The sequence below is a fragment of the Acrocarpospora macrocephala genome (assembly GCF_009687865.1).
GTDB classification, from domain to species: domain Bacteria; phylum Actinomycetota; class Actinomycetes; order Streptosporangiales; family Streptosporangiaceae; genus Acrocarpospora; species Acrocarpospora macrocephala.
The window spans coordinates 67,889-93,103 of the sequence record NZ_BLAE01000019.1 but is presented as its reverse complement, the minus strand read 5'-3'; the positions used below and the strand labels follow the sequence as shown (position 1 = coordinate 93,103).

The 25,215-nt window shown below is 65.0% G+C and carries 24 protein-coding genes, 1 tRNA gene and 1 pseudogene; 14 read left to right on the top strand and 12 right to left on the bottom strand.

The genetic code is table 11. The features are described from left to right. Positions 1 to 601, top strand: a 601-nt coding sequence (locus Amac_RS53690; protein ID WP_170322547.1) for a tetratricopeptide repeat protein, incomplete at its 5' end; no start/stop codon positions are given. A 285-nt stretch (positions 602 to 886) separates the two neighbouring features. Here Amac_RS53690 and Amac_RS57965 read toward each other — a convergent pair. Further along, positions 887 to 1,069, bottom strand: a complete 183-nt coding sequence (locus Amac_RS57965; RefSeq protein WP_373869825.1) for a tyrosine-type recombinase/integrase — start codon at positions 1,067 to 1,069, stop codon at positions 887 to 889. A 51-nt stretch (positions 1,070 to 1,120) separates the two neighbouring features. Beyond that, positions 1,121 to 1,747 (bottom strand): site-specific integrase, encoded by a 627-nt coding sequence (locus tag Amac_RS18400; protein ID WP_155355608.1) that lies wholly within the window; start codon positions 1,745 to 1,747, stop codon positions 1,121 to 1,123. A gap of 1,017 nt (positions 1,748 to 2,764) precedes the next feature. Here Amac_RS18400 and Amac_RS18395 point away from each other — a divergent pair. Both Amac_RS18395 and Amac_RS18390 read left to right on the top strand, forming a co-directional pair. Further along, a complete protein-coding gene (locus Amac_RS18395) occupies positions 2,765 to 3,733 on the top strand; it encodes an ATP-binding cassette domain-containing protein (RefSeq protein ID WP_155355607.1) in 969 nt (322 codons plus the stop codon). Beyond that, positions 3,730 to 4,578, top strand: coding sequence for an ABC transporter permease (locus tag Amac_RS18390; RefSeq protein WP_155355606.1), 849 nt, complete (start codon positions 3,730 to 3,732; stop codon positions 4,576 to 4,578). The genes Amac_RS18395 and Amac_RS18390 overlap by 4 nt, the downstream gene beginning before the upstream one ends. A 6-nt stretch (positions 4,579 to 4,584) precedes the next feature. On the opposite strand, the gene Amac_RS18385 is transcribed toward Amac_RS18390, so the two are convergent. Further along, the gene (locus tag Amac_RS18385; protein ID WP_155355605.1) at positions 4,585 to 7,686 is read right to left on the bottom strand and encodes an ATP-binding protein; all 3,102 of its coding nucleotides are present in this window, start codon (positions 7,684 to 7,686) and stop codon (positions 4,585 to 4,587) included. A 354-nt stretch (positions 7,687 to 8,040) separates the two neighbouring features. Here Amac_RS18385 and Amac_RS18380 point away from each other — a divergent pair, with 354 nt between their 5' ends. Both Amac_RS18380 and Amac_RS18375 read left to right on the top strand, forming a co-directional pair. Continuing rightward, entirely contained in the window at positions 8,041 to 8,412 is a 372-nt protein-coding gene (locus Amac_RS18380; RefSeq protein WP_155355604.1) for a type II toxin-antitoxin system RelE/ParE family toxin, read from the top strand. Then, positions 8,409 to 8,768 carry a helix-turn-helix domain-containing protein gene (locus Amac_RS18375; protein ID WP_246268446.1) on the top strand — a complete coding sequence of 120 codons (360 nt, stop codon included), beginning with the start codon at positions 8,409 to 8,411 and terminating at the stop codon, positions 8,766 to 8,768. Before Amac_RS18380 ends, Amac_RS18375 begins: the two co-directional genes overlap by 4 nt. 408 nt (positions 8,769 to 9,176) lie before the next feature. On the opposite strand, the gene Amac_RS18370 is transcribed toward Amac_RS18375, so the two are convergent. After that, positions 9,177 to 9,695: a hypothetical protein gene (locus tag Amac_RS18370; RefSeq protein ID WP_155355603.1), complete on the bottom strand. Its 519-nt coding sequence runs from the start codon at positions 9,693 to 9,695 to the stop codon at positions 9,177 to 9,179. 459 nt (positions 9,696 to 10,154) lie between these two features. After that, positions 10,155 to 10,880, bottom strand: a complete 726-nt coding sequence (locus Amac_RS18365; RefSeq protein WP_155355602.1) for a DUF4839 domain-containing protein — start codon at positions 10,878 to 10,880, stop codon at positions 10,155 to 10,157. 800 nt (positions 10,881 to 11,680) lie between these two features. On the opposite strand from Amac_RS18365, the pseudogene Amac_RS57960 reads away from it, so the two are divergent. Together Amac_RS57960 and Amac_RS18360 are read left to right on the top strand one after the other, a co-directional pair. Next, positions 11,681 to 11,782, top strand: a pseudogene (locus Amac_RS57960) (tyrosine-type recombinase/integrase); the annotation flags it as partial. Between the two features lie 36 nt (positions 11,783 to 11,818). Next, entirely contained in the window at positions 11,819 to 12,082 is a 264-nt protein-coding gene (locus tag Amac_RS18360) for a site-specific integrase (protein WP_246268445.1), read from the top strand. Between the two features lie 40 nt (positions 12,083 to 12,122). Here Amac_RS18360 and Amac_RS18355 read toward each other — a convergent pair whose 3' ends face one another. The 3 genes from Amac_RS18355 to Amac_RS18345 form a co-directional block, all read right to left on the bottom strand. Then, entirely contained in the window at positions 12,123 to 13,850 is a 1,728-nt protein-coding gene (locus tag Amac_RS18355; RefSeq protein ID WP_155355600.1) for an ATP-binding protein, read from the bottom strand. A 503-nt stretch (positions 13,851 to 14,353) separates the two neighbouring features. Continuing rightward, positions 14,354 to 15,091, bottom strand: coding sequence for a hypothetical protein (locus Amac_RS18350; RefSeq protein WP_155355599.1), 738 nt, complete (start codon positions 15,089 to 15,091; stop codon positions 14,354 to 14,356). A 487-nt stretch (positions 15,092 to 15,578) separates the two neighbouring features. After that, on the bottom strand, positions 15,579 to 15,824 hold the full coding sequence (locus tag Amac_RS18345) for a DUF2283 domain-containing protein (protein ID WP_155355598.1): 246 nt from the start codon (positions 15,822 to 15,824) through the stop codon (positions 15,579 to 15,581). A gap of 283 nt (positions 15,825 to 16,107) precedes the next feature. Here Amac_RS18345 and Amac_RS18340 point away from each other — a divergent pair, with 283 nt between their 5' ends. Continuing rightward, positions 16,108 to 16,383: a site-specific integrase gene (locus tag Amac_RS18340; protein ID WP_155355597.1), complete on the top strand. Its 276-nt coding sequence runs from the start codon at positions 16,108 to 16,110 to the stop codon at positions 16,381 to 16,383. Positions 16,384 to 16,441: 58 nt separating this feature from the next. On the opposite strand, the gene Amac_RS18335 is transcribed toward Amac_RS18340, so the two are convergent. Then, positions 16,442 to 16,762, bottom strand: coding sequence for a GYD domain-containing protein (locus tag Amac_RS18335; protein WP_155355596.1), 321 nt, complete (start codon positions 16,760 to 16,762; stop codon positions 16,442 to 16,444). 826 nt (positions 16,763 to 17,588) lie between these two features. On the opposite strand from Amac_RS18335, the gene Amac_RS18330 reads away from it, so the two are divergent. Continuing rightward, on the top strand, positions 17,589 to 17,924 hold the full coding sequence (locus Amac_RS18330) for an AbrB/MazE/SpoVT family DNA-binding domain-containing protein (RefSeq protein WP_246268444.1): 336 nt from the start codon (positions 17,589 to 17,591) through the stop codon (positions 17,922 to 17,924). Further along, on the top strand, positions 17,924 to 18,232 hold the full coding sequence (locus Amac_RS18325) for a hypothetical protein (RefSeq protein ID WP_174900185.1): 309 nt from the start codon (positions 17,924 to 17,926) through the stop codon (positions 18,230 to 18,232). The genes Amac_RS18330 and Amac_RS18325 overlap by 1 nt, the downstream gene beginning before the upstream one ends. 533 nt (positions 18,233 to 18,765) lie before the next feature. Here the strand turns inward: Amac_RS18325 and Amac_RS18320 are convergent. Both Amac_RS18320 and Amac_RS18315 read right to left on the bottom strand, forming a co-directional pair. Next, positions 18,766 to 19,230: a hypothetical protein gene (locus tag Amac_RS18320; RefSeq protein ID WP_155355595.1), complete on the bottom strand. Its 465-nt coding sequence runs from the start codon at positions 19,228 to 19,230 to the stop codon at positions 18,766 to 18,768. 279 nt (positions 19,231 to 19,509) lie between these two features. Then, a tRNA-Gly gene (locus tag Amac_RS18315) sits at positions 19,510 to 19,580 on the bottom strand. Between the two features lie 116 nt (positions 19,581 to 19,696). Here Amac_RS18315 and dcd point away from each other — a divergent pair. The 3 genes from dcd (at position 19,697) to Amac_RS18300 (ending at position 22,075) form a co-directional block, all read left to right on the top strand. Beyond that, on the top strand, positions 19,697 to 20,272 hold the full coding sequence (gene dcd, locus Amac_RS18310) for a dCTP deaminase (RefSeq protein ID WP_155343206.1): 576 nt from the start codon (positions 19,697 to 19,699) through the stop codon (positions 20,270 to 20,272). A gap of 186 nt (positions 20,273 to 20,458) precedes the next feature. Next, entirely contained in the window at positions 20,459 to 21,076 is a 618-nt protein-coding gene (locus Amac_RS18305; RefSeq protein ID WP_155343207.1) for a DUF47 domain-containing protein, read from the top strand. Further along, entirely contained in the window at positions 21,077 to 22,075 is a 999-nt protein-coding gene (locus Amac_RS18300) for an inorganic phosphate transporter (RefSeq protein WP_155355594.1), read from the top strand. 3 nt (positions 22,076 to 22,078) lie between these two features. Here Amac_RS18300 and mshD read toward each other — a convergent pair whose 3' ends face one another. Next, positions 22,079 to 23,056 (bottom strand): mycothiol synthase, encoded by a 978-nt coding sequence (mshD, locus tag Amac_RS18295; protein ID WP_155355593.1) that lies wholly within the window; start codon positions 23,054 to 23,056, stop codon positions 22,079 to 22,081. Between the two features lie 110 nt (positions 23,057 to 23,166). Here mshD and Amac_RS18290 point away from each other — a divergent pair, with 110 nt between their 5' ends. Next, on the top strand, positions 23,167 to 24,906 hold the full coding sequence (locus Amac_RS18290; RefSeq protein ID WP_155355592.1) for a bifunctional metallophosphatase/5'-nucleotidase: 1,740 nt from the start codon (positions 23,167 to 23,169) through the stop codon (positions 24,904 to 24,906). The last annotated feature ends 309 nt before the right edge of the window (positions 24,907 to 25,215 follow it).

The following is a 25,215-nucleotide window of genomic DNA, read 5'->3' as shown; positions in this document are numbered from 1 at the left end:
GCTGCCCATCCGGGAACGGGTCTCCGGCGCCGAGCACCCCGACACGCTGGGCGTCCGGGCCGACCTCGCCTCCTGGACGGGGGATGCGGGGGATGCGGTCGCGGCCCGCGACCAGTACGCCGCCCTGCTGCCCATCGGCGCACGCGTCTCCGGCGCCGAGCACCCCGCGACACTGACCGTCCGGGCCAACCTCGCCTACTACACGGGGCAGGCGGGGGATGCGGTCGCGGCCCGCGACCAGTACGCCGCCCTGCTACCCATCCGCGAACGAGTCTCCGGCGCCGAGCACCCCAACACGCTGGCCGTCCGGGCCAACCTCGCGTACTGGACGGGGCGGGCGGGGGATGCGGTCGCGGCCCGCGATCAGTACGCGGCCCTGCTGCCGGTCAGTGAGCGGGTCTGGGGGGCCGAGCACCCCGAGGCACTGTCCGACCGGGGCAACCTCGCCTACTGGACGGGGCAGGCGGGGGATGCGGTCGCGGCCCGCGACCAGTACGCCGCCCTGGTACCCATCCGCGAACGAGTCTCCGGCGCCGAGCACCCCGCCACGCTGGCCGTCCGGGCCGACCTCGCCTCCTGGACACAAATCAGCGGCGGGTGAACCGCACTGCATAGGGCTTCTCAAACTGCCCCTGGCGGACCGGGCGGGGCAAGAATTCTGCAGGATCGCCACGTGGGAAAACGCCGGACCTACGCTCCAATGGATCACAATTTGTGAGCACGGAACAGCACGGAACAGGAGCCCTTCCCCTGGTAGAGCACAATGTCGGCGTCCCAGGAGTTCTCATCCGGCACTCTGGAAGTGATGTCTCGCCGATATCTATGCCTCGCTTTCTGGGCAGTCTGGGCGCGGTGTGCCATCCAGATTTCGCGGGTCTGGGGTAGATCACTGGCTGCCTAGATGGCGATCGATGGCTTCGGCCATCAGCTGTTCCAGGGTGGGCTTGTTGTGCGTGTAGGAATCGGCTGTGGTGGTGATGTTCTTGTGGCCGATCCGGCGGGCGATCGTGGTCAGGTCGATTCCGGCGGCGAGGAGCCAGGCGACGTGGGTGTGTCTTAAGTCGTGGATGCGCGGGTTTTTGGTCAGGCCGAGCTGCAGGGCTCGTTGGACGGCGGGTCGTCAGCGGCGGTGGTAGAAGGCTGAGTGGCGCCACCATCGCCCGGTGGTCGTGGTGAAGAGGAACGTCTCCGGCTTCTTGTCTTTCAGGTGGGGCTGGATCGTCGCGAGGACTTGTTCGGGCAGGGTGACCCGGCGGCGTGCGGCGGGTGTCTTGGGCGGGCCGAGCCGGAAGGTGTTGTCGGGTTGGCGCCGCCAGGCGCGCCGGATCTGCGGGGCTGGTTGCGTTCCGAGGTGGACGTCGCGGACCTGCAGGGCGGCGAATTCGGAGTAGCGCAGGCCGGTTCCGGCCAGGACGGTCAGGGCATCCTGGATGTCGTCGTCGGCGCAGGAGCGGAGGAGGGCGAATTCCTCGGGGGTGAGGAAGCAGGCCTTATCGCCCTCATCGTCGGCGCTGGGCAGTTGGGTTCGGGCTGCGGGATTGGAGCGACGCAGGGGCGGTTCGGCTTCGACCGCGTACTGCAGGATCGCGTACAGCAGGCCGTGCAGGTTATGGATGGTGGAGGCGGCCAGGGGCTTGCGGATCCTCCCGTCGCTGTCAACGGGCTGGGCGGCTCCGGTGTGCAGGGCGTTGACCCAGCCGCTCACCAGGGCACGGTTGAGGGCCAGGCTGCGGATGTCGAGTGGCACGAAGGGTGGGCAGGATGTGGTTGCGCAGTCCGCGTTCGTAGTCGTGGCGGGTGCGTTCTTCGATGCCCGACCGGCCCGCAACGAAGGCCAGGGCGTAGTCACCGAAGAGGTGCCGCCGGTCTGGTTGCGACGCCGCCGGGATAGCCGGCGGCCACTGATGTCCGGCAGTCTCTACCGCGTATTTGAAGGCGATCGCCTCGCCGTAGGCACGGAAGGTCCGCGACTGTGGGCGGCCGCCTCGGCCGCCGCCGAGCCGCCACCAGATCCGATAGCTGGGAGCGCCGCTCCTGCGGACGCGCACTTCGATGGACGCCATATCGCGCAGCGTTGTCAGGGTCGGGCCGGTTGACGCCCTGGCGTGGTTGACGTGCACCCACGCGTGCACCCAGAAACACCGCAGGCCCTCAGTCGGCGATCAAGGGATTGCCTGGTCAGAAGCTATAAGAGGGTGGAGCGGGTGACGGGAATCGAACCCGCGCTGTCAGCTCGGGAATTGCATGGATCAGGCCCGTACCGCCGTTGACCTGGGCGTGGGGCCGGACATGAGAGGCCGTGCTTGCCCCTCGTCGCCCTCAATGGCCCGCTAATGGCCCGGCGAACTGCCTGTGCCCTGGGCTGCTGTGAACCTTCGGCCGTCTGCTAATCCTCGACGCTCCATCCTCGATCCAGGCTGCGGAGCAGTTCTCGAACCAATCCGCGCGTGCGTGTCGTGCGTTCCGGTGTCCTGCCAGATTCCTGTCATTGATCTCTCTCGATCCTTGATGACGCCAGGATTCCTGTCTGGTCCCGGATACCGCCCACTGCTCGCCTGCTCATCCCGTCTCATCGGCCTGCCCGCAGGGGAAGCAGGGCAGGGACAACGCGCGGGCCGTGCTTGGCGAAGACTCGCCATAGGGCGCCGGAGCCGGTGAAACCGCCTGGTCGGAGGTGAAACCAGCCTGAAGCCGTGATGAAGCCGGCAACGTAGAAGCTCTCTTTGGACGCCGGGAGGTACCCGGCGGAGAGAGGAGACGCGTCATGGCGGACCTCAGTGCCGTCCGGGCCGACGGTCTGGTCAAGAACTTCGGAGACTTCCGGGCCGTGGACGGAATCGACCTGCACGTACGGCAAGGCGAGATCTTCGGAGTCCTGGGCCCCAACGGAGCAGGTAAGACCACCATGCTCCGGATGCTCGCCACCCTGCTTCCGATCGATGGCGGCCATGCGGAGATCTTCGGCGTCGACGTCCGGCGGGAACCCCACCGCATCCGGCAGTTGGTGGGCGTCACCGGCCAGTACGCCTCGGTGGACGAAGACCTGACCGCCCGGGAGAACCTCTGGCTGTTCGCCCGCCTACAGGGCCTGACAAGCACCCGAGCCAAGACAGTCGCCGATGACCTGCTCCAACGCTTCGACCTCCAGGAGGCGGCCGGCCGTCCCCTGTCCCAGTTCAGCGGCGGGATGCGCCGCCGCCTGGATCTGGCGTCAAGCCTGATCACTCGTCCACCCTTGATCTTCCTGGACGAGCCCACAACCGGCCTCGACCCAAGAACCCGAGGCCAGATGTGGGACACCATCCGCGAGCTGGTCACCGATGGTTCCACGATCCTCCTCACCACCCAATACCTGGACGAGGCCGACCAGCTGGCCGACCGCGTAGCCGTGATCGACCGAGGCCGGAAGGTTGCCGAAGACACCCCCGACGCCCTGAAGACCCAGGTCGGCGACTCAACCCTGCAGCTCAGTCTCGCGGACGGCGCCGACATCGCCATGGCCGCGAATGTCGTCCGCCGGGTGCTGGGTGAGGACCCGGTCCTGACCCCGGAATCGGGACGCATGAAGATCCCCCTCCCCGACGCGGACCGGGCCGCGGACGTCCTGATCGGCCTGCGAGAGGCAGGCCTCGGCATCTCCTCGGTAAGCGTCGCCAAGCCGACGCTGGACGAAGTCTTCCTGGCGCTGACCGGCCATGGCGCCGACAACCCGCAGCTGGAGGCGGCCCGATGACCACGAGAACCATGACCCCGGCCACCCTCAACCCCCAGCGCGTCGACCCGTCCACCGTGGTCGCCCGTACCACGCCCCGCAGCTCGCTTCAGGAAACCTGGGTTCAGATCCTGGCGATGGCATGGCGGGCCCTGAAGAAGATGCGCCGCAAGCCCGAGCAGTTCTTCGACGTACTCATCCAGCCCTTGCTGTTCACGGCGATGTTCGCGTTCATCTTCGGCGGCGCGATCTCCGGCAGCGTGTCGAACTACCTCCCGGTACTGATCCCCGGCATCCTCGCCCAGACGGCCCTGACCGTCTGCATGGCAACAGGCGTGCAACTGCGTGAGGACATGGACAAGGGGGTCTTCGACCGCTTCAAGTCCCTGCCGATCGCAAGGATCGCTCCCCTGGCCGGCCCGATGATCGCCGACCTGATCCGGTACGGCATCGCGTCGGTGCTGACGCTCGCCACCGGCCTGTTCATCGGTTACCGCCCCGGCGGCGGGGTGCTCGGCTGCGTCGCTGGCGTCGCACTGACCATGATCGCGGGCTGGTCACTGGCGTGGATCTTCACCTGGCTGGGCACGATGGCGCGTTCGGCGCAGAGTGTCCAGGGCATCTCAATGATGATCATGTTCCCGCTCACCTTCCTGTCCAACGCCTTCGTCCCCGCCGAGACGCTGCCCGGCTGGCTGGAGGCGTTCGTGAAGGTCAACCCGGTGTCGCACGTCGTCTCCGCGGTGCGGGACCTGTTGAACGACGGGGCCGTGACGGTCGAGGTCGGCTGGGCGGTCATCGGCTGCGTGATCGTCGTCCTGATCTTCGCGCCGCTGGCGGTCCGCTCTTACTCCCGCAAGATGTAGACGGTGTCAGACCGCCCGCTCCAGGACGGTACGGGCCTCGGCCAGCAGGTCGGGGCCGCGTCGGTCGCCGTATTCGGCCTCGATCCCGGATACGACGCCGGGGGCGATCCGTTCGGCGTGCGCGGACAGCACCGACCACTGCATCGTCGGGGTGAATCGGTTGTAGGCGAACCGGTTGGCGAGCACGAGCAGCCGGACCGCCTCCTCGGCGGGCAGCGCCTTCTTTCGCAGGCCCCAGATGCCCAGCCCGGCGAGCACCATCCCCATCACCGGGTAATCCCTGGAGGTGCGGTCCGGGTCGAACACCAGCAGGACTTTGGCCCGCACCGACTCGAAGAGGTCCGCGCCCTCGTCGCCCTCGCCGTAATGCGCGAAGGCCGAGAGCGCGATGACCTCGCTCAGATCGGCCCACGGTGTGAAGGCGTCCGGGACGCGCAGGTTCCGGAGCACCTCGGCGGTCTCGCGGTGCCGCCGCAGTCCCTCGGCGATGTCGCCGTCGACGAGGGCCAGCTGGGCTCGGCCGGTGGCGACCGACAGGACCTCGCTGTAGGTGCCCTGGGAAGCGAGCGCCTCCAGGTCGTCGATCATCCGCGCGGCCTCGTCGCGGCGCCCCTCAGCCAGCGCCGCCATGGCGAGGGTGGTACGGATCTGGATGGCGTCGTCCATCGCCCCCAGGCGTTCGAGCACCGGGAGCGCCTCGGCGGCATGCCTGGCGGTCGACGCGGAGTCACCGAGCTGCGCGTACAGGTTGGCCAACTGGGTGTGCAGCACCGCCCGGTGCCAGGGACCGTCGGCATCGCCGACGAGTTCGAGGGCGGCTCGGGCCGCTTCGATCGCGCCGACGGGATCGCCGGCGCTCTCCCGGCCGTGGCTCAGCCAGTGCAGCGCGATCCGGCGGATCAGCGGGTCGGTGTCGGCGGCCAGCACGTCCAAGCCGCGCTCGGGCTCCGACACCGTGATGAGCAGGGCGGTCACCAGCGCCCGGACGGCCGGGTTCGCCGAGTCGGCGCCCAGCCCGGCCAGCAGTCGCGCCAGCGTCCCTGACTCTTCGAGGGAGACGATCATGGAGTTGAACAGCGCGATGCCCAGGGCCAGCCGGGTCCGGTCGAGGAGCCGGGGCGGAGGCGCCCAGCCGCTCAGGGCGGCGGCGACGGCCGGGGTGACGACGATGCTGCGCGGATGATCCCCGCGGATCGTCCAGTAGCCGCCCAGAGCGGAGAACAGCACCACGACCGCTTCCGGGTCGGGGTCGGCGAGGGCCTCGCGCAGGATGTCGGCGAGGTTCGTCTCCTCAGCACGCAGCCGGTCCATCGCGTCGACCTGCTCCGGCGAGTACAGCCGGACACTGTGCCGGTGGCTGTAACCGACGGCCCATTCGCGTACGGCGGCCCGCGCGTCGGTCGTCTCGCCGGCCCGGTCCAGCCGCATCCGGCCGAACTCGCGCACCGTCTCGAGCATGCGGTATCGAACGCCGTCGGCTGTCTCCACGACGGTGAGCAGGGACTGCTCCACGAGCTCCTCGACGTCGCCGAGAGCGTCGCCGCCGAGCACCTCCTCCGCCGCGTCGAGGGCGAAGCCGTCCGGGAAAGCCGAGAGGCGGCGAAGGGCCCGGCGCTCCCGCTCGCCGAGGAGGTTCCAGGACCAGTCGATCACCGACAGCAGCGTCTGGTGACGGGAGGGGGCGCTCCGGTCGCCGCCGCGTAGCAGCGAGAACCTGTCCTCCAGCCGGCGGGCGATCTCGACCGGTGACATGACCCGCACCTTCGCGGCGGCCAGTTCGATCGCGAGCGGCAGGCCGTCCAAGCGGGCCACGACGGCGCGCACGTCATCCTCGTCGAGGTGCACACCGGGCCGGGCCGCGGTGGCGCGGTCGCGGAACAGCTCGACGGCGTCACCGGTTCCCAGCTGGGGCAGCGGATAGACACGTTCGGCGGCGATCGCCAGTGGCGAGCGGGTTGTGGTGAGGACGCGCAGCTCCCGTGTGGTCGCGGTCAGATACGCGACCAAGTCGGCGGCCGCGTCCACCAGATGCTCGCAGTTGTCGAGCACCAGCAGCGTCGGGGCCAGATCGAGCTGCTGGGCGATCCGGGCCCGTACGTCGGCGCGCTGCCGCGGGGTGAGCGTGCGGCGTCCGGTCACCGAGTCGCGGACGCCGAGCGCCGACCCGACCTCGCCGACCAGATCCTCGGGCGCGGTCACGCCGACCAGTTCGACGAAGTGGACCACCGGCTGCGGGGCCTCGCGGGCGACGGCATGGGCGAGCCGGGTCTTGCCGAGGCCCCCCGGACCGAGGATCGAGACCACCCGGGAGGCGGAGAGCAGTGCCCGCACCCGTCGGAGATCGTCGTCGCGGCCGAGCAGCACGGTCGTGTCGAAGCGCACGCCGGCGCGCACGGGACTGTCGAGTGCCAGCAGCTCACGATGGACCCGCCGCAGCTCCGGGCCCACGTCGGCGCCGATCCGGTCGCGCAGGGCCGACCGGAAGCGCTCGAAGCGGTCCAGCGCGGCGCCCGTTCCGCGCACCGCCGCCACGCTGTGCAGGAGGTCGGCGAGCAGCCCTTCGTCCTCGGGGTGGGCGCGCACCGCCTCCTCGAGCTCGGGCAGGGCAGGGCCGTGGTCGCCGCTGCGGCTCCCGGCCCGGGCGAGCACGACCCGCGCGGACGCCAGGTCGCGTTCCGCGCGTCGGCGCACCTCGGCCAGCGGGCCACCGCCCGCGGGCGGCAGCGCCCCGATGCCCAGCGCGAGCGCCTCCTTCGCCGCCGTGGCCGCAGCGGCCGGATTCTCGACGAGCAGCGCCCGTGCCCGGCCCGCCAGACCGTGCAGCCGACCAGCGTCGACCCGGTCGGGCGGAACCTCGAGCCGGTAGCCGCCCCCTTCCGTGATCAGCGACTCCGGCCCCACGACCGACCTGGTCCTGGACACCAGGACCTGCAGCGCCTTCGCCGGATTGGCCGGTTCGCTGTCCCCCCACACCTCCGCGACGAGCCGGTCCACATTCACGGTTCGGCAGGCGAGCGCGAGGGCTGCGAGCAGCGCCTGAGCCCTTTCGCCGACCACCGGCTGCCCCCGCCACCGCACACCGTCGAGCAGGCTCAGGTGGATCGGCATGGCGCAAGTCTAGGCTTCGCCGAGCCACCCACCCGTTCTCTGTGGGGTGTGGGTGGCTCGCATTGCTCTGTCTCAGGCCGAACCGAGCTCGCAGTCACGAGCGCTGGGCATGCATACGAGGAGTTTCATCACCTGGTAGATCGCCTGTGGCCGGAGCGGGTGCGTCGGATGCTGCCAAGCCCTGCTGGCTCGGGCCTGCTCCTTAGAGATCACGTTTACAGCTGCCGTGTCAGACCCGGAGCGGTTCAGTCGCTGATCTGGGACAACTACCAGGAGCGAGGCGGGAACGCGGGGTCGGGCCCTGGTGTTCATCCCTGCCACGAGTTACCATTGAGTGTATATATCATTGAGGGTATGTCTCAGTGGGAGATCGATCTAGAGCCGGAGGTGGAGTCTTGGCTGGACGGGCTCTCCTTTCCGCTCTACCAGCGGGTCATGCGGAACGTAGACGACTACCTCGTCACTGGCGGCATCCCCGATGGCGATCACGTGAAGAAGCTGAAGGATGCCGAAGGCGTACACGAGCTGCGCGTTGCTCTCGACCGCACGACCTGGCGATTGACCTTCTGGAAGCCATCCAGCAAAGTGATCGTGGTCCTTACGGTCTTCCGCAAGACACAGGATGGGACGCAGACCGCCGACATCAACCGAGCGATCGCCGCTAAGAAGCGATGCGAGGCAGAGCACGACCTCGCCATCACGCACGTATTCGAGAGGAGCGCATGATGGGTCACAGCCGTTGGGAAACCTACAAGGCGAAGCGTCTGCGCCAGATGGAAGCGGATGCGCAGCTTCACCCTGAATACGAGCAGGCGGGCCGTGACCTGGAGCTCGGCGATCAGTTGCGTGAGATCCGTAGGCGCCGAGGCTTGTCGCAGAAGGTCGTAGCGGAGCGCGCTGGGATGTCTCAGCCTGCTCTATCCCGCATTGAGGGCGGGGGCGGCATACCAGACATAGCGACGCTTGTGCGCCTTGGTGCGGCAATGGGGGTTCGGTTCCGCGTCGAGCTCGTTGTCGATGACGATGACACCACTGAAATCGAGCCTCTAACGGTGCATCATCGACAGTTCGTGAACGCATAGCTTGAAGGGCAGCCGCTTCGAGGCTCGGCCTATCGACTTCCGCTGCTTATTTCGCGGTGGCGAGTCTCCAGCCGTGCGACGGATTCTGCTCCGAGATCCTCAGCGCCGTGGGAACGAGGAAGCCTGAGTTCGGGCACACGTGCCTGAGCTTCGTTGTTGGAGCGGGTGACGGGAATCGAACCCGCGCTGTCAGCTTGGGAAGTCTTTCAACATCATGCCGAGTGACCTGGGCAAACGGTGACCTGGGCGTATGCGGCTTGAGTAGCCGTCAGTCCCCGTGCTTCCCCGTGGATCGCCGACCGTACGGGCACGCAACGGGCACGCCGCCGTCGACTGCCTCATGTTCTAGGAGCGTTGAAGAAACTAGATGCCTTTCACCTTTGGTCGCGGCGTGCGGCGCACACGTAGCTAACTGGCTGCGTAGCCGTCATGGTCGAGATCTTGTAGGTAAGCGTTGTCCCTGGCAGCTGGCTGATGCGAGAAAATCATGCCAAGCGCACCACGAAGACTGTCGCCAACGGCGCGGTCAAACTCGTCGGCCGTGCAACGTCCGATCTCCGAATTGAACCGCCAACCGTCTCTGGCCGCCACCCGTGTCTGCAACTCGATAGCGTCGACGCTTTTGGAGAAGTGCCACTCACCCTGACGGTCGGACAGCTCGAGCACGGCAGGGTCGTGAGTGTGCAGGATCTTCCAGGCCGCTCCTAGCATCAAGACGAAGTCGAGCACGGGAACGAACCTGGCAGATGCACTGAAGTCGGCATCTCCAATCTGGAAGACGACGTTGACGCGGAAGTTGTCGAAGATGAAGTTGATCGGCGGGAGTTCTTTGACGGCCATGGGCTGGTAGTCGGGCCCTCCGGCCGGCACCCAGCCAGGACCCCATGCTGGGTCGCTGCGGACAGGGTCAAACCGAATGACGATCACTTGATCAAGGCTAGCCCTGGCGACTTGGGTCCGCCCAGGTGATCAGGGGTCGTAGTAGAGCTCGAACTCGCACCTGCCCTTTCCCCACCTGCGCCGATCACGTCGAGTAGTCCTCTGACCAGGCAATACAGCTCTCAACGTCTCCCGTCGACTTCTGACGTTTTACAGCCTCGGCCGGAACTGGAACGGAACTGCAGACTCATGGTTCAGCGGTTCGGAGGGCCAGTCGGCCTCCATCTCCACTCGCCCAAGAGCGTCAAGGCAGGGGTCCATGCCGCATCGACCAACGTTTTCGCATGTGTGTCGCAGAGCTTCAGCATGACCGCCAGATCAAGAACGGTGAGCCGAAGTTGAATGCCTTTGCGGTACGCCTCGATCGGACCCCAGTCAGGCCGATGCTGATGACGGCGCTAATCGGCCGAGCACGCTGGTCCGTGATGACGCGGCTGCCCATCTTGACTACCGGACTTCCGTCGAGACCGGGTCGAGGAAGAAGAGGCACTGGTCCGCGTTGAACTCGCCCACCTCGGCGACGAAGCGGAACTTGTCGCCTACGCCGACGGTGGCCGGAATCTTCTTGCCGGTCAGTTTCAGGTCAAGGATGTTGACGTCCTCGTACTTGAAGGCCGGGCCGACCGCCGTGTTCGGTCCCTTGTCGCCTGGGCCCAGGACGAAGTCGTAGCGGGTGCCGGAGTCACCGTGGGGCGCCATGTTCACGATCGAGCCGTTGAACGCGACCGTCTGGCCCTCGTGCCTGGTCGCGAAGTCCAGGTTCGCGTCGTCGCAATAGTCCGCCTTCAGCAGCGCCGCGAACTCCGGGTTGTTCTGAGGCGTGATCACCTCAGCGGCAGCCGACTCGGTCGCGGTCGGAGCCGGCGTAGCGGAAGGCTTCTCGCTCGCAGCGGCCGTCGACTTGTCTGACTCGTCCTTCTTCTCGCCTCCGCCGCTGAGTGCAGAGGCAGTGCCGATGACGACGGTCAGGATCACGAGGACGGCGGCCGCCGTGCCGATCAGGAGCCACGGCTGCGGCTTCTTCGGCCGACGGAAGTTGAGGGTGGAGCGAAGCGTGCCCTGGGCCTGTTCCACGAGCTCCCAGCCATCCTTCTGCATCTTCGATATCACCAAGCCGTCGGTGCCGCGAACTGTCTGCACGGTCTTGTACTCGTACTTGATCTCGTCGACCATGCGGCTCCGCGCCCCCTAAATGGACTGTTCATACCAACTGCCTCGCGAGCATAGGGGACTCTGCAAGGAACGGTCCACGGCCCACGGGCCGACGCAGCGCCCGGGAAGCATCGGTCGAGCCGGCCTGTAGGCCGGGTTCATTTCGCAGTATCTGCCTGACCTGCGGCTGATCGCCGAGACCGCATCTGAGCTGGGATTTTATGTTCCGGCAGTTGCCAACCGTTTCGGAGATCTCTTGTGCTCCGACGGAACAGAGACGGAACAGGCCGCAGCGGAGGGGCCCGACCCCCTGACCCCCCGGCGACATGGGGGCCAGGGATCTGTGACCTCGTCCGGTGTGAAGCAATGATTATGGCCGTGATCTGGCGTTTGTCCTGGTGAAACTACTCGTCGTTGTGCGTGGATGGGTAGGTGAAGGCACCTGGGCTGTCACTCAGTTGGTCACTCATGCGATAACTCAGACCGAGGTCGCGGCGACGCAGAACTCATGGTCCTCCGGGGTGAGCTATTTTTGCTTAAATGAATCCCAATCAAATACACCAACTTCGCGCCTAAAGAATTCGTCCGTAGAAATCGAGACACCTCCTCGAATTTCCCCGTCAAGCGCTTTAGAAAGTCGACGAACAAATTCTTCTTTTCAATAAGAAGTCTAATTCGCTGGTCGATGAACGCGCAACTGCTAACTGGGCTGCCTCAATTTAAGCTATTTGTGATCACGTGACTCCCAGCATCTCGCGGCAGGATGATTCCAGGCAATGGAACTCCAGTGGGCACCATGTCGATTGGTTCTCGAATTTTGAATCCAAAGACTCTACGAAGGTCTGCTGCGGCTGCATCTCGTCCCGACCTTCGGTAGTCGGGCTATCAACGAGATCCGAGAAGCTCACGTGCGGAAGTGGCGGAAGAGCCTCCTAGCCGACGGAGTGGGACCGGTCACGGTGGCGAAGGCGTACCGACTGCTCAAGGCCATCTTCAATACCGCTGTCAGTGACGGAATGATGAAGTCCAACCCTTGCACAATCATGCGAGCGGGCAAGGAAGAGTCGCCGGAGCGGCCGGTGCTCACGATGAAGCAGGTTTTCGTACTGGCCGACGCGATCGATCCGCGATATCGGATGCTGGTCCTGCTTGCGACCTTCGCGAGTCTGCGATGGGGCGAACTGGCGGCGTTGAAGCGCAAGCACGTTAGCACGCTGTGGTAGGCCGGATTGGGGGACGGAAGTTACACAGGGAAGGATGCTCCTAGCCGAATAGGGGTTCTTGTTGCGTTCGGCGGTAGCGCACGTGGACGCTTTTCGGGCTGCTACCGACGATCTCGATGGTGCCTTCGTCCCGCATGATCTTCAGCCATCGCCGTACGGTCTGATCGCCGAGACCAGTTCGGGCAACCAACTCGGCCCGAGACAGAGTCTGGTTGCCGAGGACAGCGAGCAGTTCAGGTCTGCGATCAGCGCGGGAGGATTCGACTACAGCCGTCGAAGGGCGCTCAGGAAGCTGATACCTGGCCCACCGGCGCGTCCCCGTTTGCGTGATGAGTTCGCGGGCGACGAGGTTTCGGAGTTCGCTGGTCGCAATGCGTGAATCGACGCCAGTCGCGTTACGGTAAACGCGGTTGTCAAGGATTCCCTCTTCGCGCAGCAGGGCGAGGCCGATGCATTGGCTGTCGGTCAGTCCTTTCTCACCCAGGCTGCGGATCCAGGTGATGGTTTCCTCGCTCAGGAGGGTGTGGTTGGGGAAGGTGACCGTAAAAGATGAGATTTTGTCGTCGAATCGAGGCGGATTCATTCCGGCGGTGAGCAGCGCGTTCAGCATGGCGCGGATACCCGAGCCGCGATTCTCGCAGACGGTTCGGGTTTCACCGGGAAGAGGGACGTCTTCCAGAAGTTTGATGAGGGTGGCGTTGCGGGCGGAGGAGATGCCTTCTTGACCGAGGCTGTCGATGGTGACGGGGCCGAACAGGCCGCCAGGGTTGCGGATGAGCAACCGGTCGGGATACATCTCGATCTGGACCTGGGTGCCCCGGGCAGCGCTGGACAGATCACGGTGGACCAGGGCGTTGACCACCGCTTCCCGCAGGGCGGTCTCGGGGTACTCCCAGACATCCTGGCGGCCCGCTCCGGAGACGATCGCCCGGCGAGACATGTTCCTGCGGATGGCCGCGAGCGTGTCGCGGACCATGACCGGGATCGGACCTTCCAACGTCACGTTGTCCAGGAACCGCTCGCTGGAGCTGGGGCCGCTGTCGGTGGGGTAGTGGACGAAGGTGACCATGAGCTGGGGGAAGTGCTCCTGCGGATAACTGCCGAGGGCCAGCAGGCCGGCCAGCGAGACCACGTCTTCGCTGTCATCACTGGGCACCAGCACTCTGGCGCGGCGAAGTGCCGACTGGTAGTCAAGATCCTTGAACGCGTGGGGGCGGCTGATCTTCAGTCGGGCGATCAACGCTGTGACGCTGGCAGGATCGAGTTGATCCAGGCCGATGCCATGAACGGCCTGCTCGTCGTCGCGCGGTTGTCCCCGGGATGACAGCATGACTTGGACCTCGTACGCGGACAGTCGGCGATCGCCATCGCTGATTCTGATATGGCTGCCTTTGGTGATTCCGGCCCCACGGGCATAGCAAGGCTTCTGGGCGGGATCGAGTTCAGGGATCTCCGCGACCAGGATGTGAACACCCTCGAAGTCGTGGATTTTGATGAGGGGCCGAAGCGGAGGCTCCATATCTGAGGCACACATTGCGCCGAGATCGGCGGCCAGCCGTGCCGGGTCAGTCAACCCGGTCGCGCGGAAAGCCTGAGCTTCGTCCAGCCCGAGGATGATCACTCCTCCTTGGGTGTTGGCGAAGGCCGAGAGGGTCTCGCGAAGCGACTTGGGTAGCCCCCCATGTGCCTTCTTCACCTCGACATCGGCGATGTCCGCTCCAATGTCGCGCAGGTTGGCAATGACCTCGGCGAGTTCCGCGTCGAGCACCTCGTCACCCTTCGTTAAGCATGTTAGTTAGCATGCTAGTTGATGTGGGTGGCGAGCGGGCAGGTTCGAGATGCTCGCCACCTGGTGAGCGGATGGTCGCCCGCTGGTGTTGGCGTGGAGTTCAAACAAGCGTGAGAAAGACCAAGGCCCAGGCTCCGAATCCATCGGACAACCTGGGCTTTCGTACGTGGAGCGGGTGACGGGAATCGAACCCGCGCTGTCAGCTTGGGAATCATCTACTGATCTTGGGGTCCTGAGCTGGGAAGACAGGGGTGCAGGTCAGGGCGGGCCGAATGCCCGTGCGTCCCCATGAATGACCGGGGTTCCCCGTCTGTTCTGGCACGGATCTGGCACGCGATCGATCGCCCTGACTAGGAGCGTCACGGTCATTGCAACCAGGAGGTCGGCCGTGCCCGCTTTCCCCGTGAATCCCCTTGGTTACCCTCATGACGGGCGCGCAACGGGCACGTGAGGGGACGGGAGCCCCTGCTTCCTCGTCATGCTCAGGGGACAGGTTCAGCTCTTTCGAACGCCGACTCGTTTTCCTGGCTTCTCAACCACGCCTTCCATTGGCTCGCTTTGGGCTTGGACGCCTCAGGGTGATCCAGCAACCACAGGAGGTACCGGGCCCGTAAGCGGAAACCCTCATCAGGGTCATCGGCGATCTCAAGCAGGAGGCGACGTAACCGTGAGCCGCCGACCGCCCTGGCCAGTACGGCATATCCCACATCTTCACAACGGTGCTCACGCCGTACGGCAAGGGAAATCAGGTCAACCAGTTGATCGATCACCGCCGTTGCAAGATGCGGCACAGCCCTGGCCAGATCATCCAACTTATCGTGTTTCGTCCCCCAACCCTTGGCGGAGGCCATCCACTCGTCCGGATACCGAGCCTCCCACTCCAGATAGAGCAGGACATACTTCAGTCCGGCCCAATCGGCGTAGGACTCAGCGGGAATGAACTCCCACAAAGCATCCGGCAGGGTTCTCCGTCGCTCTGCAATGTATCGGGCTCCAGCCTGATCAGCGGCCGACAACCCCTCATCTCGCCAGACCTCATTGAAGGCGTATAACGCTTCACTACGGCGATCTTGAGTAACCCTCAGCCGGCCGCGCGCCTGCTCACGCCGAACGGGATCCTCCGAGATCAACTCGAACGTCCACCCCAAGCACCGATCCCACTCCGCAGCGGATTCCATGATCTGATTATCTGAGCCATAGGCGGGTTGGACTACCTTCATCGGGAGCTCCAACTTCTCGATGCGAGGGTGCTCAACCGCGGTCCCTGTTGAGCTAATGGCCCGTTAATGGCCCGACGAGATCAACAAGCCGTACAAAAGATCAAAGCCCAGGCTCCGAATGCATCGGATGGCCTGGGCTTACACGCGTGGAGCGGGTGACGGGAATCGAACCCGCGCTGTCAGCTTGGGAAGCGTTTCAAGATCACACCGTCTGAGCTGCGGAAAACGATGACCTGGGCGAATGCACATCGAGTTCCCCTGAGTCCCCGTGATTCCCCGGTGGTTGCCCACCATACGGGCACGCAGCGGGCATGCCACTTTTAGAGATCACTGTCGTAGTAGAGCTCGAACTCTCACCTGCTACTTCGCTACCTGCACCGATCACGTCGAGTAGCGCCCCTGACCAGGCAATACAGCTCTCAACGTCTCACGTCGGCTTCTGACGTTTTACGGCCTCGGACGGAATTGGAACGGAACTGGGAGGCCTTCAGGAGCCCTCTGCGTCGAGTCGCTCCGCCACGTCGAGCAAGGACTGGGGCAGCTTTGAACTGGCCGCCAGCACCTCGATACCGATGAGGTGCCCGTGCTCGTCGAGGTCGAGGTTGATCATGCCCCCGACCTCGACCGGATCGCAGGTATACATGCGTGCCACCTTCATGCGCGCTTGCGGATCAGCCAAGTAGATATACGCCGCATTCGCCTCCTGATCGTACGTAACTCTGACGTCCGCCATGGTCAGCGCCCTCCCTGGAGACCGTTGATGTACGTCTGCGGATTGGACGGAGGCGGCCCGATGATCTCCTCAAGGACAGCAATCGTTGCCATTCCACAGCCCTTTTTGCGGCGCTTCAGTACTGGACAACAATGATCTTAGAGAGGCTGCCCCGCGCTGACCGCACGTCTATCCCCGTCCATCCCGTCTGCCATCGACCCACCGCGAACGACCCACCGCGAAGCGGCAGCGGGCCGGCAAGCGCATCGTCTCCATCCCCGAACTCCTTCTGCCCGACCTGCGCGTGCACTTGGACACGTACGCGGGGGAGGGGGATGAGGGCTTGGTGTTCATCGGCCCGAAGGGCGCCCAGCTGCGGCGGGCGAACTTCACCCGGACATGGAGCAAAGCGCTCACGCAAGCCAAGCTCAGCGGCTTCCACTTCCACGATCTGAGCTTGCTCCGCTTCGACGGACACTGTGTCCGTCCAACCGGATCAAGCCCACCGGTCTTCCGATCTATCGACTGGTGCCATGCACGAGTCCTGCTGGAGATCGCGAGCGGAGACGACGGCGCCTGACCCCATCTCGGCAGAAGCCGCACAAGCCGCAGCCCAGGCGCTCGCAATCACCCAGCTGTCACGCGCCAGGAGCCCGGTATGCCACCTCCATCCGCGCGGCATCGTCGATCTCCTCTGGCGTCAGCAGGACGGCCGTCTTCGTTCGTACCGTCCCAGACGCCGATATTGTGAGACCCACAGCAGCCGAAGCCGCATTGCTCGGCAGGTCGACGATCACATACGTGTCTGTCTCGCCGAACGCGAAATACATCTGCTCGACCCGCCCGCCGACGCTTTCCGCCATGCGCTCCACCGCTTGCCGGCGTCCGGTGCCACCATCTTGCAACACTTCTTTGAGGCCATCTGCGGTGTAGGTCGCCTGAATCAGGTACTTGGGCATGGTCGAGTCCCTCTTCTCGTGCCGCCACCCTGCGCTGGGGCGGCCATTGCAGTCATGGGGTCGAAGTTCTCGACTTAGGGTGACGGTAATCCCACCCGCTGTACTGGTTTCCCCTCTCGCGGTCCTATGCTGCGAAGCCTGCAGGGCGTGTGTCTTCGGCTTCGCGGGCTTGGATGGTGGTTCCGTTGGGGTCCAGGAACAGATCAGCAGGCCGTACGCGGCGCGGGCACGGTCATTACGGCGGCCATCGGCAAGCACTTGATCGATCACGATCAGGCTCGCGAAGACGGCGAGGATGATCCGCCCGGGGTGCTGGTTCCCGCTGGGTGATCTACAAGGCTAATGGCACGTCAATTGCACGCGGAGATCAAATAGCTCTCACAAGATCAAAGCCCAGGCTCCGGATCCATCGGATGACCTGGGCTTACATGCGTGGAGCGGGTGACGGGAATCGAACCCGCGCTGTCAGCTTGGGAATCGGATACTGATCTTGCCGTCCTGTGCTGGGAAACAGGGACGCAGGTCATCGCGGGTCGACTGCCCGTGTGTCCCCGTGAATGACCTTGGTTCCCTGCCTGTTCTGGCACGGATCTGGCACGCGATCAATCGTCCTGACTGAGGCGTCCAAGGTTCGGCACAAGGTGCGCGTCACGACCGCCCGCCGGGACGAGGTTGACTGGATCCGTGCTGTCAGTGCGTAGCAGGCCTGGCTTGCCCATCTGGTCGTCTTGGATCAAGACGGAGGGTCCGAGCATATGTGTAGGTGATTACCTGAGCGGGTAGAGTCGGATTGTCGGAGAATCCGAATGTGTGATGGAGGTGGATCGTGGCAACGCTCGCAGGCAAGGTACAGCCGGAGCCGCGGTTGAGGGCTCGCGCAAAGGTCCGCGCGAAGTCGCAGCTCACCCTGCCAGAGGAGGTCCGCCAGGCACTCCATATCAGTGAGGGCGACGAGGTGGAGTTCGCGGTCTCGGACGATGGCACCATCACTGTGCGGGGTTACATCTCCATTCCCACTGATCAGGCATGGTTCTTTGCTCCGGAGTGGTTGGCGGGGGAGCGGGAGGCGGATGAGGACATCAGGCTTGAGCGAGGGACCAAGCACGAGTCCGCGGAGGACATGTTCGCTCACCTGGACAAGCTGGGGGCGGCGGACGACTGATGCCGACCTTCGAGACCACGCCGCGATTCGAGCGAGACTGGAAGAAGCTCTCCGAGCCGCGACAGGCTCTGTTCCGCAAGGTCGTGATGGAGGCGTTCGTTCCTGATCTGGCCGCTCCAGAGCGTCCCTTCCGTCCAGGGCTGCGGGTGAAGGGCGTCACCGCTCATCCCGGCGTCTTTGAGATGACTTGGGATGGTGACGGGCGGGCCACATTCAGCTACGGAGAGGAACAGATCCCTGGTGAACCCCACGTAGTGTGGCGGCGGATCGGAACTCATTCGATATTCACGCCCCCACCCGGCCCATAGGGTTGTCGCATACGCGCGGAGTTGTTTCCGTGTTCAGGAATTGTCCCTTGGCCCAGGCCTGTCGCGGCAGGTGATGCGATCGGTGGCACCCGACGATCCCTATCCGCACCCCGATCAACCGGCGATTTGCCGATCAGCGTCTCTTTGGCGGGGGTCACGGCGACCTTTTGTGACCTCCATGGCCTGACCGAACCGGCGATGGCCGGGCAGATCTTGAGCGGAACATGGACGTGTGGGCTGACCGCACAGCCGCAGGCTCGCCGGGAGCAATGACACAACGAGATCAACAAGCCTTACTAAAGATCAAAGCCCAGGCTCCGAATCCATCGGGTGACCTGGGCATACACACGTGGAGCGGGTGACGGGAATCGAACCCGCGCTGTCAGCTTGGGAAACATCGAGTGATCGCCGTTCGCTGACCTGTGGAAACGAATGTCTTGCATACCTCCTGCGGCTGGACACCCATAACCATCAATGACCGTGATTGACCGACCGTTCTGGCACGCATCTGGCACGCTGGTCAGCGCTTCTGGCTACATGCTCGGTTCATTGAGGATTTGCGAGATGCGCTGATGGGACAAGCGCAGCACGCTACCCACGTCGCGAGTGGTCCACCCCTGGGCTCTGAAGAGGCGAGCGGCATGACGGACGACGTCGCGTTCGGTCTGTTCGGCGAGGATCCGGGCAGACCGTGCCTCAATGACGGCCGTGAGGGCCGCGTTGGCTGCCGGGTCGGCAGGGCTGACGTGGACGCCAATCGCTTCGGGCTTGTCTTGGAGGGCATCAAAGATGAGCTGGCCGAGATTAATCCTGACATCTGCCCAGCTCGCCCCCTGGGCCCGGACTGTGTGCCCGCCAGGGAGTTCAGCGGTGGCGGTCCACACCTTCCCGGTGCGCGCGACGGTAGCGAAGTAGGTGGCGGTTTTGACAGCGTCGTCGTCGTTCGAAGGGATGTAGTCGGGCTGGTCGAAGATCAAATCGTGGCTCATCGGCTCCATGGTCTTCAGGCTAGGAAGCAAAACCCATTTCGTCTACTCCGATAGCCAAGACTCGTCTAAACGACTTGCCGGATCCAGAACGTCCGAGTGGCAGTGATCTATCCAAGTTCTGGTTTGAACCATCATCCGAGCGAAGCGAGAGCAGCCCGAGCGAAGCGAGGCCTTTCCAGGGAGCGCGAGGGGGCGACAGCCCCTTCGCAGCGGGGGTCTGGGGGTCGCCCCCCAGAAAACAAAAGAGCCCCGCGAAGGTCCCAAAAGGACCGAGCAGGGCTCGCCGAGAGCGGGTGACGGGAATCGAACCCGCGCTGTCAGCTTGGGAAGCTGATGTTCTGCCATTGAACTACACCCGCATGGAGGTCCTTGGAGGACGACCGCGATCTAACTGTAGCGGATTCGGCGGGGGCGTGCTGCAGTCCAAGGATTGGGATAGGGGACCGGAGGAAGCGCTGGCGGATAGAGTCGCACGGTGTTGCTTTCTGATCGTGATCTTCGTGGTGAGATCGAGTCGGGGCGGGTCAAGTTGGATCCGTATGACCCAGAGATGATCCAGCCGTCGAGCGTGGACGTCCGGCTTGATCGGTACTTCAGGGTGTTTGAGAACCACCGTTATCCCCATATCGACCCCGCTGTGGAGCAGCCGGATCTGACGCGGCAGGTGGAACCCGAAGGTGATGAGCCGTTCATCCTGCATCCGGGGGAGTTCGTCCTGGCGAGCACCTACGAGGTGATCAGCCTGCCGGACGACATCGCGAGCAGGCTGGAGGGTAAGAGCAGCCTCGGCAGGCTGGGGCTGCTGACTCACTCCACGGCCGGCTTCATCGACCCCGGCTTCGAAGGGCACGTCACCCTGGAGCTCTCCAACGTCGCGACCTTGCCGATCAAACTCTGGCCGGGGATGAAGATCGGACAGTTGTGCATGTTCCGGTTGAGCTCCCCCGCCGACTTCCCGTACGGCAGTGCCAAGTACGGTTCGAGGTACCAAGGCCAGCGCGGCCCCACCCCCAGCCGCTCTTTTCTGGCCTTCCACCGGACCAAAATATGAACATCAGATGAACACTTCCGTGCCTGCTACCTCCTCCTATGCGCCTCACGTGTCAGCACAAGGCCACAGGGCAACCCCAAAGGGAAGAGTTCGTGACATCTAGGCATGCGCACCCTTAAGTGCGCATTCCACCTGCTTACCCGTACTCTTCTCTGCGGACCGTCCCCGCACATCTGGAGATCCACCGTGCGCCTGCGTCTCACACCCCGTGAGGACAGCTACTACGACTTGTTCGCCGACTCGGCGAACAACCTCGTCACCGCATCCCGCCTGCTGGTCGAGATCATCAGCGACGGCTCGGACAGGGATGCCCTGGCTGAGAAGATGCGCGCCTGCGAGCACGCGGGCGACGAGCGCACTCACGCAATCATGAACCGGCTTAACGAGAGCTTCATCACGCCGTTCGATCGTGAGGACATCTACCGGCTCGCCTCGAACCTCGATGACGTGATGGACTTCATGGAGGCGGCGGCCGACCTGATCGTGCTGTATAAGATCGACCACCTCCCGAAGGAGGTCGTGCGGCAGGTCGAGGTGCTGGAGCGGGCCGCCGAGCTGACCGCGGAGGCGATGCCGCGGCTGCGGTCGATGAGGAACCTGAACGAATACTGGATCGAGATCAACCGGCTGGAGAACCAGGCCGACCAGGTCTACCGGCGGTTGCTGGCCAAGCTCTTCGGCGGGGAGTACGACGCGCTCACCGTGCTGAAGATGAAAGAGGTCATCGATCAGCTGGAGTCGGCGGCGGACGCGTTCGAGAGTGTCGCGAACACGGTCGAGTCGATCGCGGTCAAGGAAAGCTAAGTGGAGCTCGCACTCGTCATCGGGGTTGTGGTCATCGCCCTGGTGTTCGATTATACGAACGGTTTCCACGACGCCGCGAACGCCATCGCGACGTCGGTTTCGACGCGGGCGCTGACGCCGCGGGTGGCGTTGCTGATGGCCGCGGTGATGAACTTCATCGGGGCGCATCTGGGCACGCAGGTGGCGTCGACCGTGGGCAAGGGGATCATCGATCCGCCTGAGGGCGCGCACGGGCTGGTGATCGTGGGCGCGGGGCTGATCGGGGCGATCACCTGGAACCTCATCACCTGGTATTTCGGGTTACCGTCGTCGAGCAGTCACGCGCTGATCGGCGGCTTGGTCGGGTCGGCGCTGGTGGCCAGCGTCGGCGTGCACTGGGACGGGGTGCTGGACAAGGTCGTCATCCCGATGATCCTGTCGCCGCTGGTGGGTTTCACGCTGGCCGGGATTATCATGATCGCGATTTTGTGGATCTTCCGCAAGAGTAATCCGCACAAGACCGGCAAGGGTTTCCGGTACGCGCAGACCGTGTCGGCCGCCGCCATGGCGCTCGGGCACGGGCTGCAGGACGCGCAGAAGACGATGGGCGTCATCTTCCTGGCGCTGGTCGTGGGCGGGTATGCCACCAATGGCGAGGAGATCCCGCAGTGGGTGATCCTCTCCGCCGCGGGGGCGATCTCGCTCGGCACGTACGCCGGTGGGTGGCGCATCATGCGGACCTTGGGCCGCCGGATCATCGCGCTGGACCCGCCCCGGGGGTTCGCGGCCGAGTCGGCCGCCGCGACCGTGCTCTACACGGCGGCGATCGGGTTCGGTGCGCCGATCTCGACCACGCACACGATCACCAGCGCGATCATGGGGGTCGGCGCGACGAAGCGCCGGTCCGCGGTGCGGTGGGGGGTGGCGGGGAACATCGTGACCGCGTGGATTCTCACGATTCCGGCCTCGGGGCTCGTCGCCGCGGTGTGCTACTTCGCCCTGCATTGGGCGGTTGAGTAAACGTCAGGCGGGGGCGCCTCGCCAGGGCGCCGTGGAATAGTCCGCGTACATCACGTCGGTGTCCCAGCGGCTGAAGCCGAGCGATTCGTACAGCCGGATGGCGGCCTGGTTGTCCTCGTCCACATAAAGCATGACTTGGGAGAGGCCGTGGGCGCGGAGGTGAGTCAGGCCGGTGAGGGTGAGGGCCTTGCCGAGGCCGGTGCCCCGCTCCGCGGGGTCGACGCCGACCACGTAGACCTCGCCGATGGCGTCGTGCCCGTGACCGTCGGCCCCGTGGATCTTCGTCCAGTGGAATCCGACCAGCCTCGAATCCCGAAATGCTAGGAAAAATCCGGATGGGTCGAACCAGGGTTCCTTTTCCCGCTGGTCGAGGTCGTTGAGCGTCCACGAACCCTGTTCGGGGTGGTGGGCGAACGCGCGGGCGTTGAGGGCGATCCAGGCCGCCTCGTCCTCCCCAGGAGCAAAAGCCCGGACTTGTACGCCCTCCGGGAGCACGGCCGGTCCCATCTCCGCGTACAACGACCGGCGCATCTGCCACAACGACCGCACCCGGGTGAATCCGGCGGAAGCCGCGAGCCGGGACGCGCCCGGGTGATCGCCGTGCGCCCACAGGCGCAACCGCCCGCCGCCCGGAATGGCGGGAAGAGACCGTTCCGCCGCGAGCCGGATGCTCTCGGTCAGTACGGCGTCGAGCAGCCGATGTCCGAAGCCACGGCGCCGGTGGGACGGGGAGATCACCAGTTCGCCGCTCGGGCCTTCGACGGGATCGGTGGGGTCGAGATGAGCGAATCCGGCCAGGGTGTCGTCCGCGTACAGAAGAAAGGATTTCGCCCCGGTGTCGCCGCCGTAGCGGAGGTGGAGCATCACGTGCTCGTTCAACGGGCGAACCCCGTCGGTTTCGGTGGCCGCCTCAACCAGAACCAGCACCGAAGTTACCTCGTCGTCGCTCAACCGTTCCCTGATCACCACATGCACGTTCATGAACGGCACTCTATTCGCCTCATGTTGGCAATTACCGCCAGGTGTACCCCTGGGGAATCGTTACCTTTGAGACATTGGATGGCCAGATCGGTTCTCTACGCTCAGTGAGCATGACCCCTGCTTTCCTCAAACGACTCGCTGTGGCCGGCATCGCCGCGGCGGGCGCGTTAACGCTCGTGCTCAACCCCGCTGGCGCCAGTGCCTCGCTCCAGAGCAAGGCCAAGGACAAAGACAAGCTCATCCCGATCCGGATCCTTTCGATCAACGACTTGCACGGCAACCTGGAGCCCCCGACCGGGTCGAGCGGTCGCATCGCCGACGAGACCGGGACCATCATCGATGGCGTGGGCGGGGCCGCCTACCTTGCCACGTACGTCAAGCAGTTCAGGAACAGAGACACCGTGCTGGTCGCGGCGGGTGACCTGATCGGCGCCACCCCGCTCCTCTCCGCCGCTTACCACGACGAGCCGACCATCCAGTTCCTGGACAGCCTGGAGCTCGCCACCTCCAGCGCCGGCAACCACGAGTTCGACGAGGGGTTCGACGAGCTCGAGCGCATCATGAAGGGCAAGTGCCACCCGGTCGACGGCTGTTCTCCCGCCGGTCGGTGGAAGGGCTCCGACTTCGAGTTCATCGCCGCCAACGTCATCGAGAAGAAGAAGAACAAGCCCGCGCTGGCGCCGTACTACGTTGAGCGGATCAACGGGGAGAAGGTCGGCTTCATCGGCCTGGTCACCCAGACCACCCCGTCGATCGTGACCGCCGCCGGCATCGCGGGCCTTGAGTTCACCGAGGAGGTCGCCGCCGCGAACGCGACCTCCGAGCTGCTCACCCAGAAGGGCATCAAGGCCCAGGTGGTCCTGGTGCACGAGGGTGACCAGGTCACCCCGAACCAGAGCCCGGACGCCTGCCCGGTCGTCCCCGGCCTCGGCTCGCGCATCGCGACCGGGGTGGACTCCGAGATCGACCTGATCATCAGCGGCCACTCGCACCAGGCCTACATCTGCAAGGCCACCGACCCCAGCGGCCAGCAGCGCTACTACACGCAGGGCTCCTCGTTCGGCCGGGTGCTGACCCAGATCGACTTCCAGATCGACAAGAACACCGGCGACATCGTGCGCTCCTCGGTGGTCGCGGACAACCACGTGGTACGCCGTACGGTCACCCCCGACCCGGAGACCGTCGCCTTCGTCGACCTCTGGAAGTCGCGTACCGCCGCGGTGGCCAACAAGCCGATCGGCAACATCACCGGCGACCTGCCCAACGTGGCCGCTCCGTCCGGTGAGGTCCCGCTCGGTAACCTGATCGCGGACGCCCAGCTTGAGTCCACCAAGACCGGCGGCAACGCGCAGATCGCGCTGATGAACCCGGGCGGCATCCGGGCCGGACTCACCTTCGCCGGTTCCGCGGCCGGGGAGGGCGACGGCGTGGTGACCTACGGCGAGGCGTTCACGGTGCAGCCGTTCAACAACCTCATGCAGGTGGTCACGTTGACCGGTGCCCAGCTGAAGACGCTGCTGGAGCAGCAGTGGGTGGGCGGTCCGAACAACCAGGCGTTCACGAAGATCCTGCAGCCGTCGTCGAACTTCACCTACACCTACAGCGCCAGTGGCGCGTGGGGTTCGCGGGTCTCCAACATGAAGATCGACGGCGCGCCGGTGGTCGGCACCCAGAGCTACCGGGTGGCGGCCAACAACTTCCTGGTCGGCGGCGGTGACGCCTTCCTCGCCTTCCGCGACGGAACCGACCTGTGGAGCGGCCCGCTCGACATCGACGCGTTCGCCGCCCACCTGGGCGCGCACTCGCCGGTGACGCCTCCGGTGGCCAACCACATCACTGTGATCCCGTAAAACCCCAACCCGTTTCCGGTACGGCCAAAGGCGCCCGCACCGGAAACGGGTTCCTTATTGCCCGAAGGAAACGACTGTCGCATGGCCGTGGTTCTCCCACCCGCCCAGCCCTTTGTTTCCCCTCCGGGCTCCGCCCGGCCCCGCCATCGCCCTTTCCCGGGCTGCGCCCGGCCCCGCCATCGCCGTCTGGGCGAGACCACAACTACGGCGCGGTGGTTGTCCCGCCAACCCTTGTTGCCACAGCGGGCCGATAGTGCGGTCTCTCCCGAACTCGGCCCGAGGCTGAGACCGCGGAGAACCTCAGAGGGC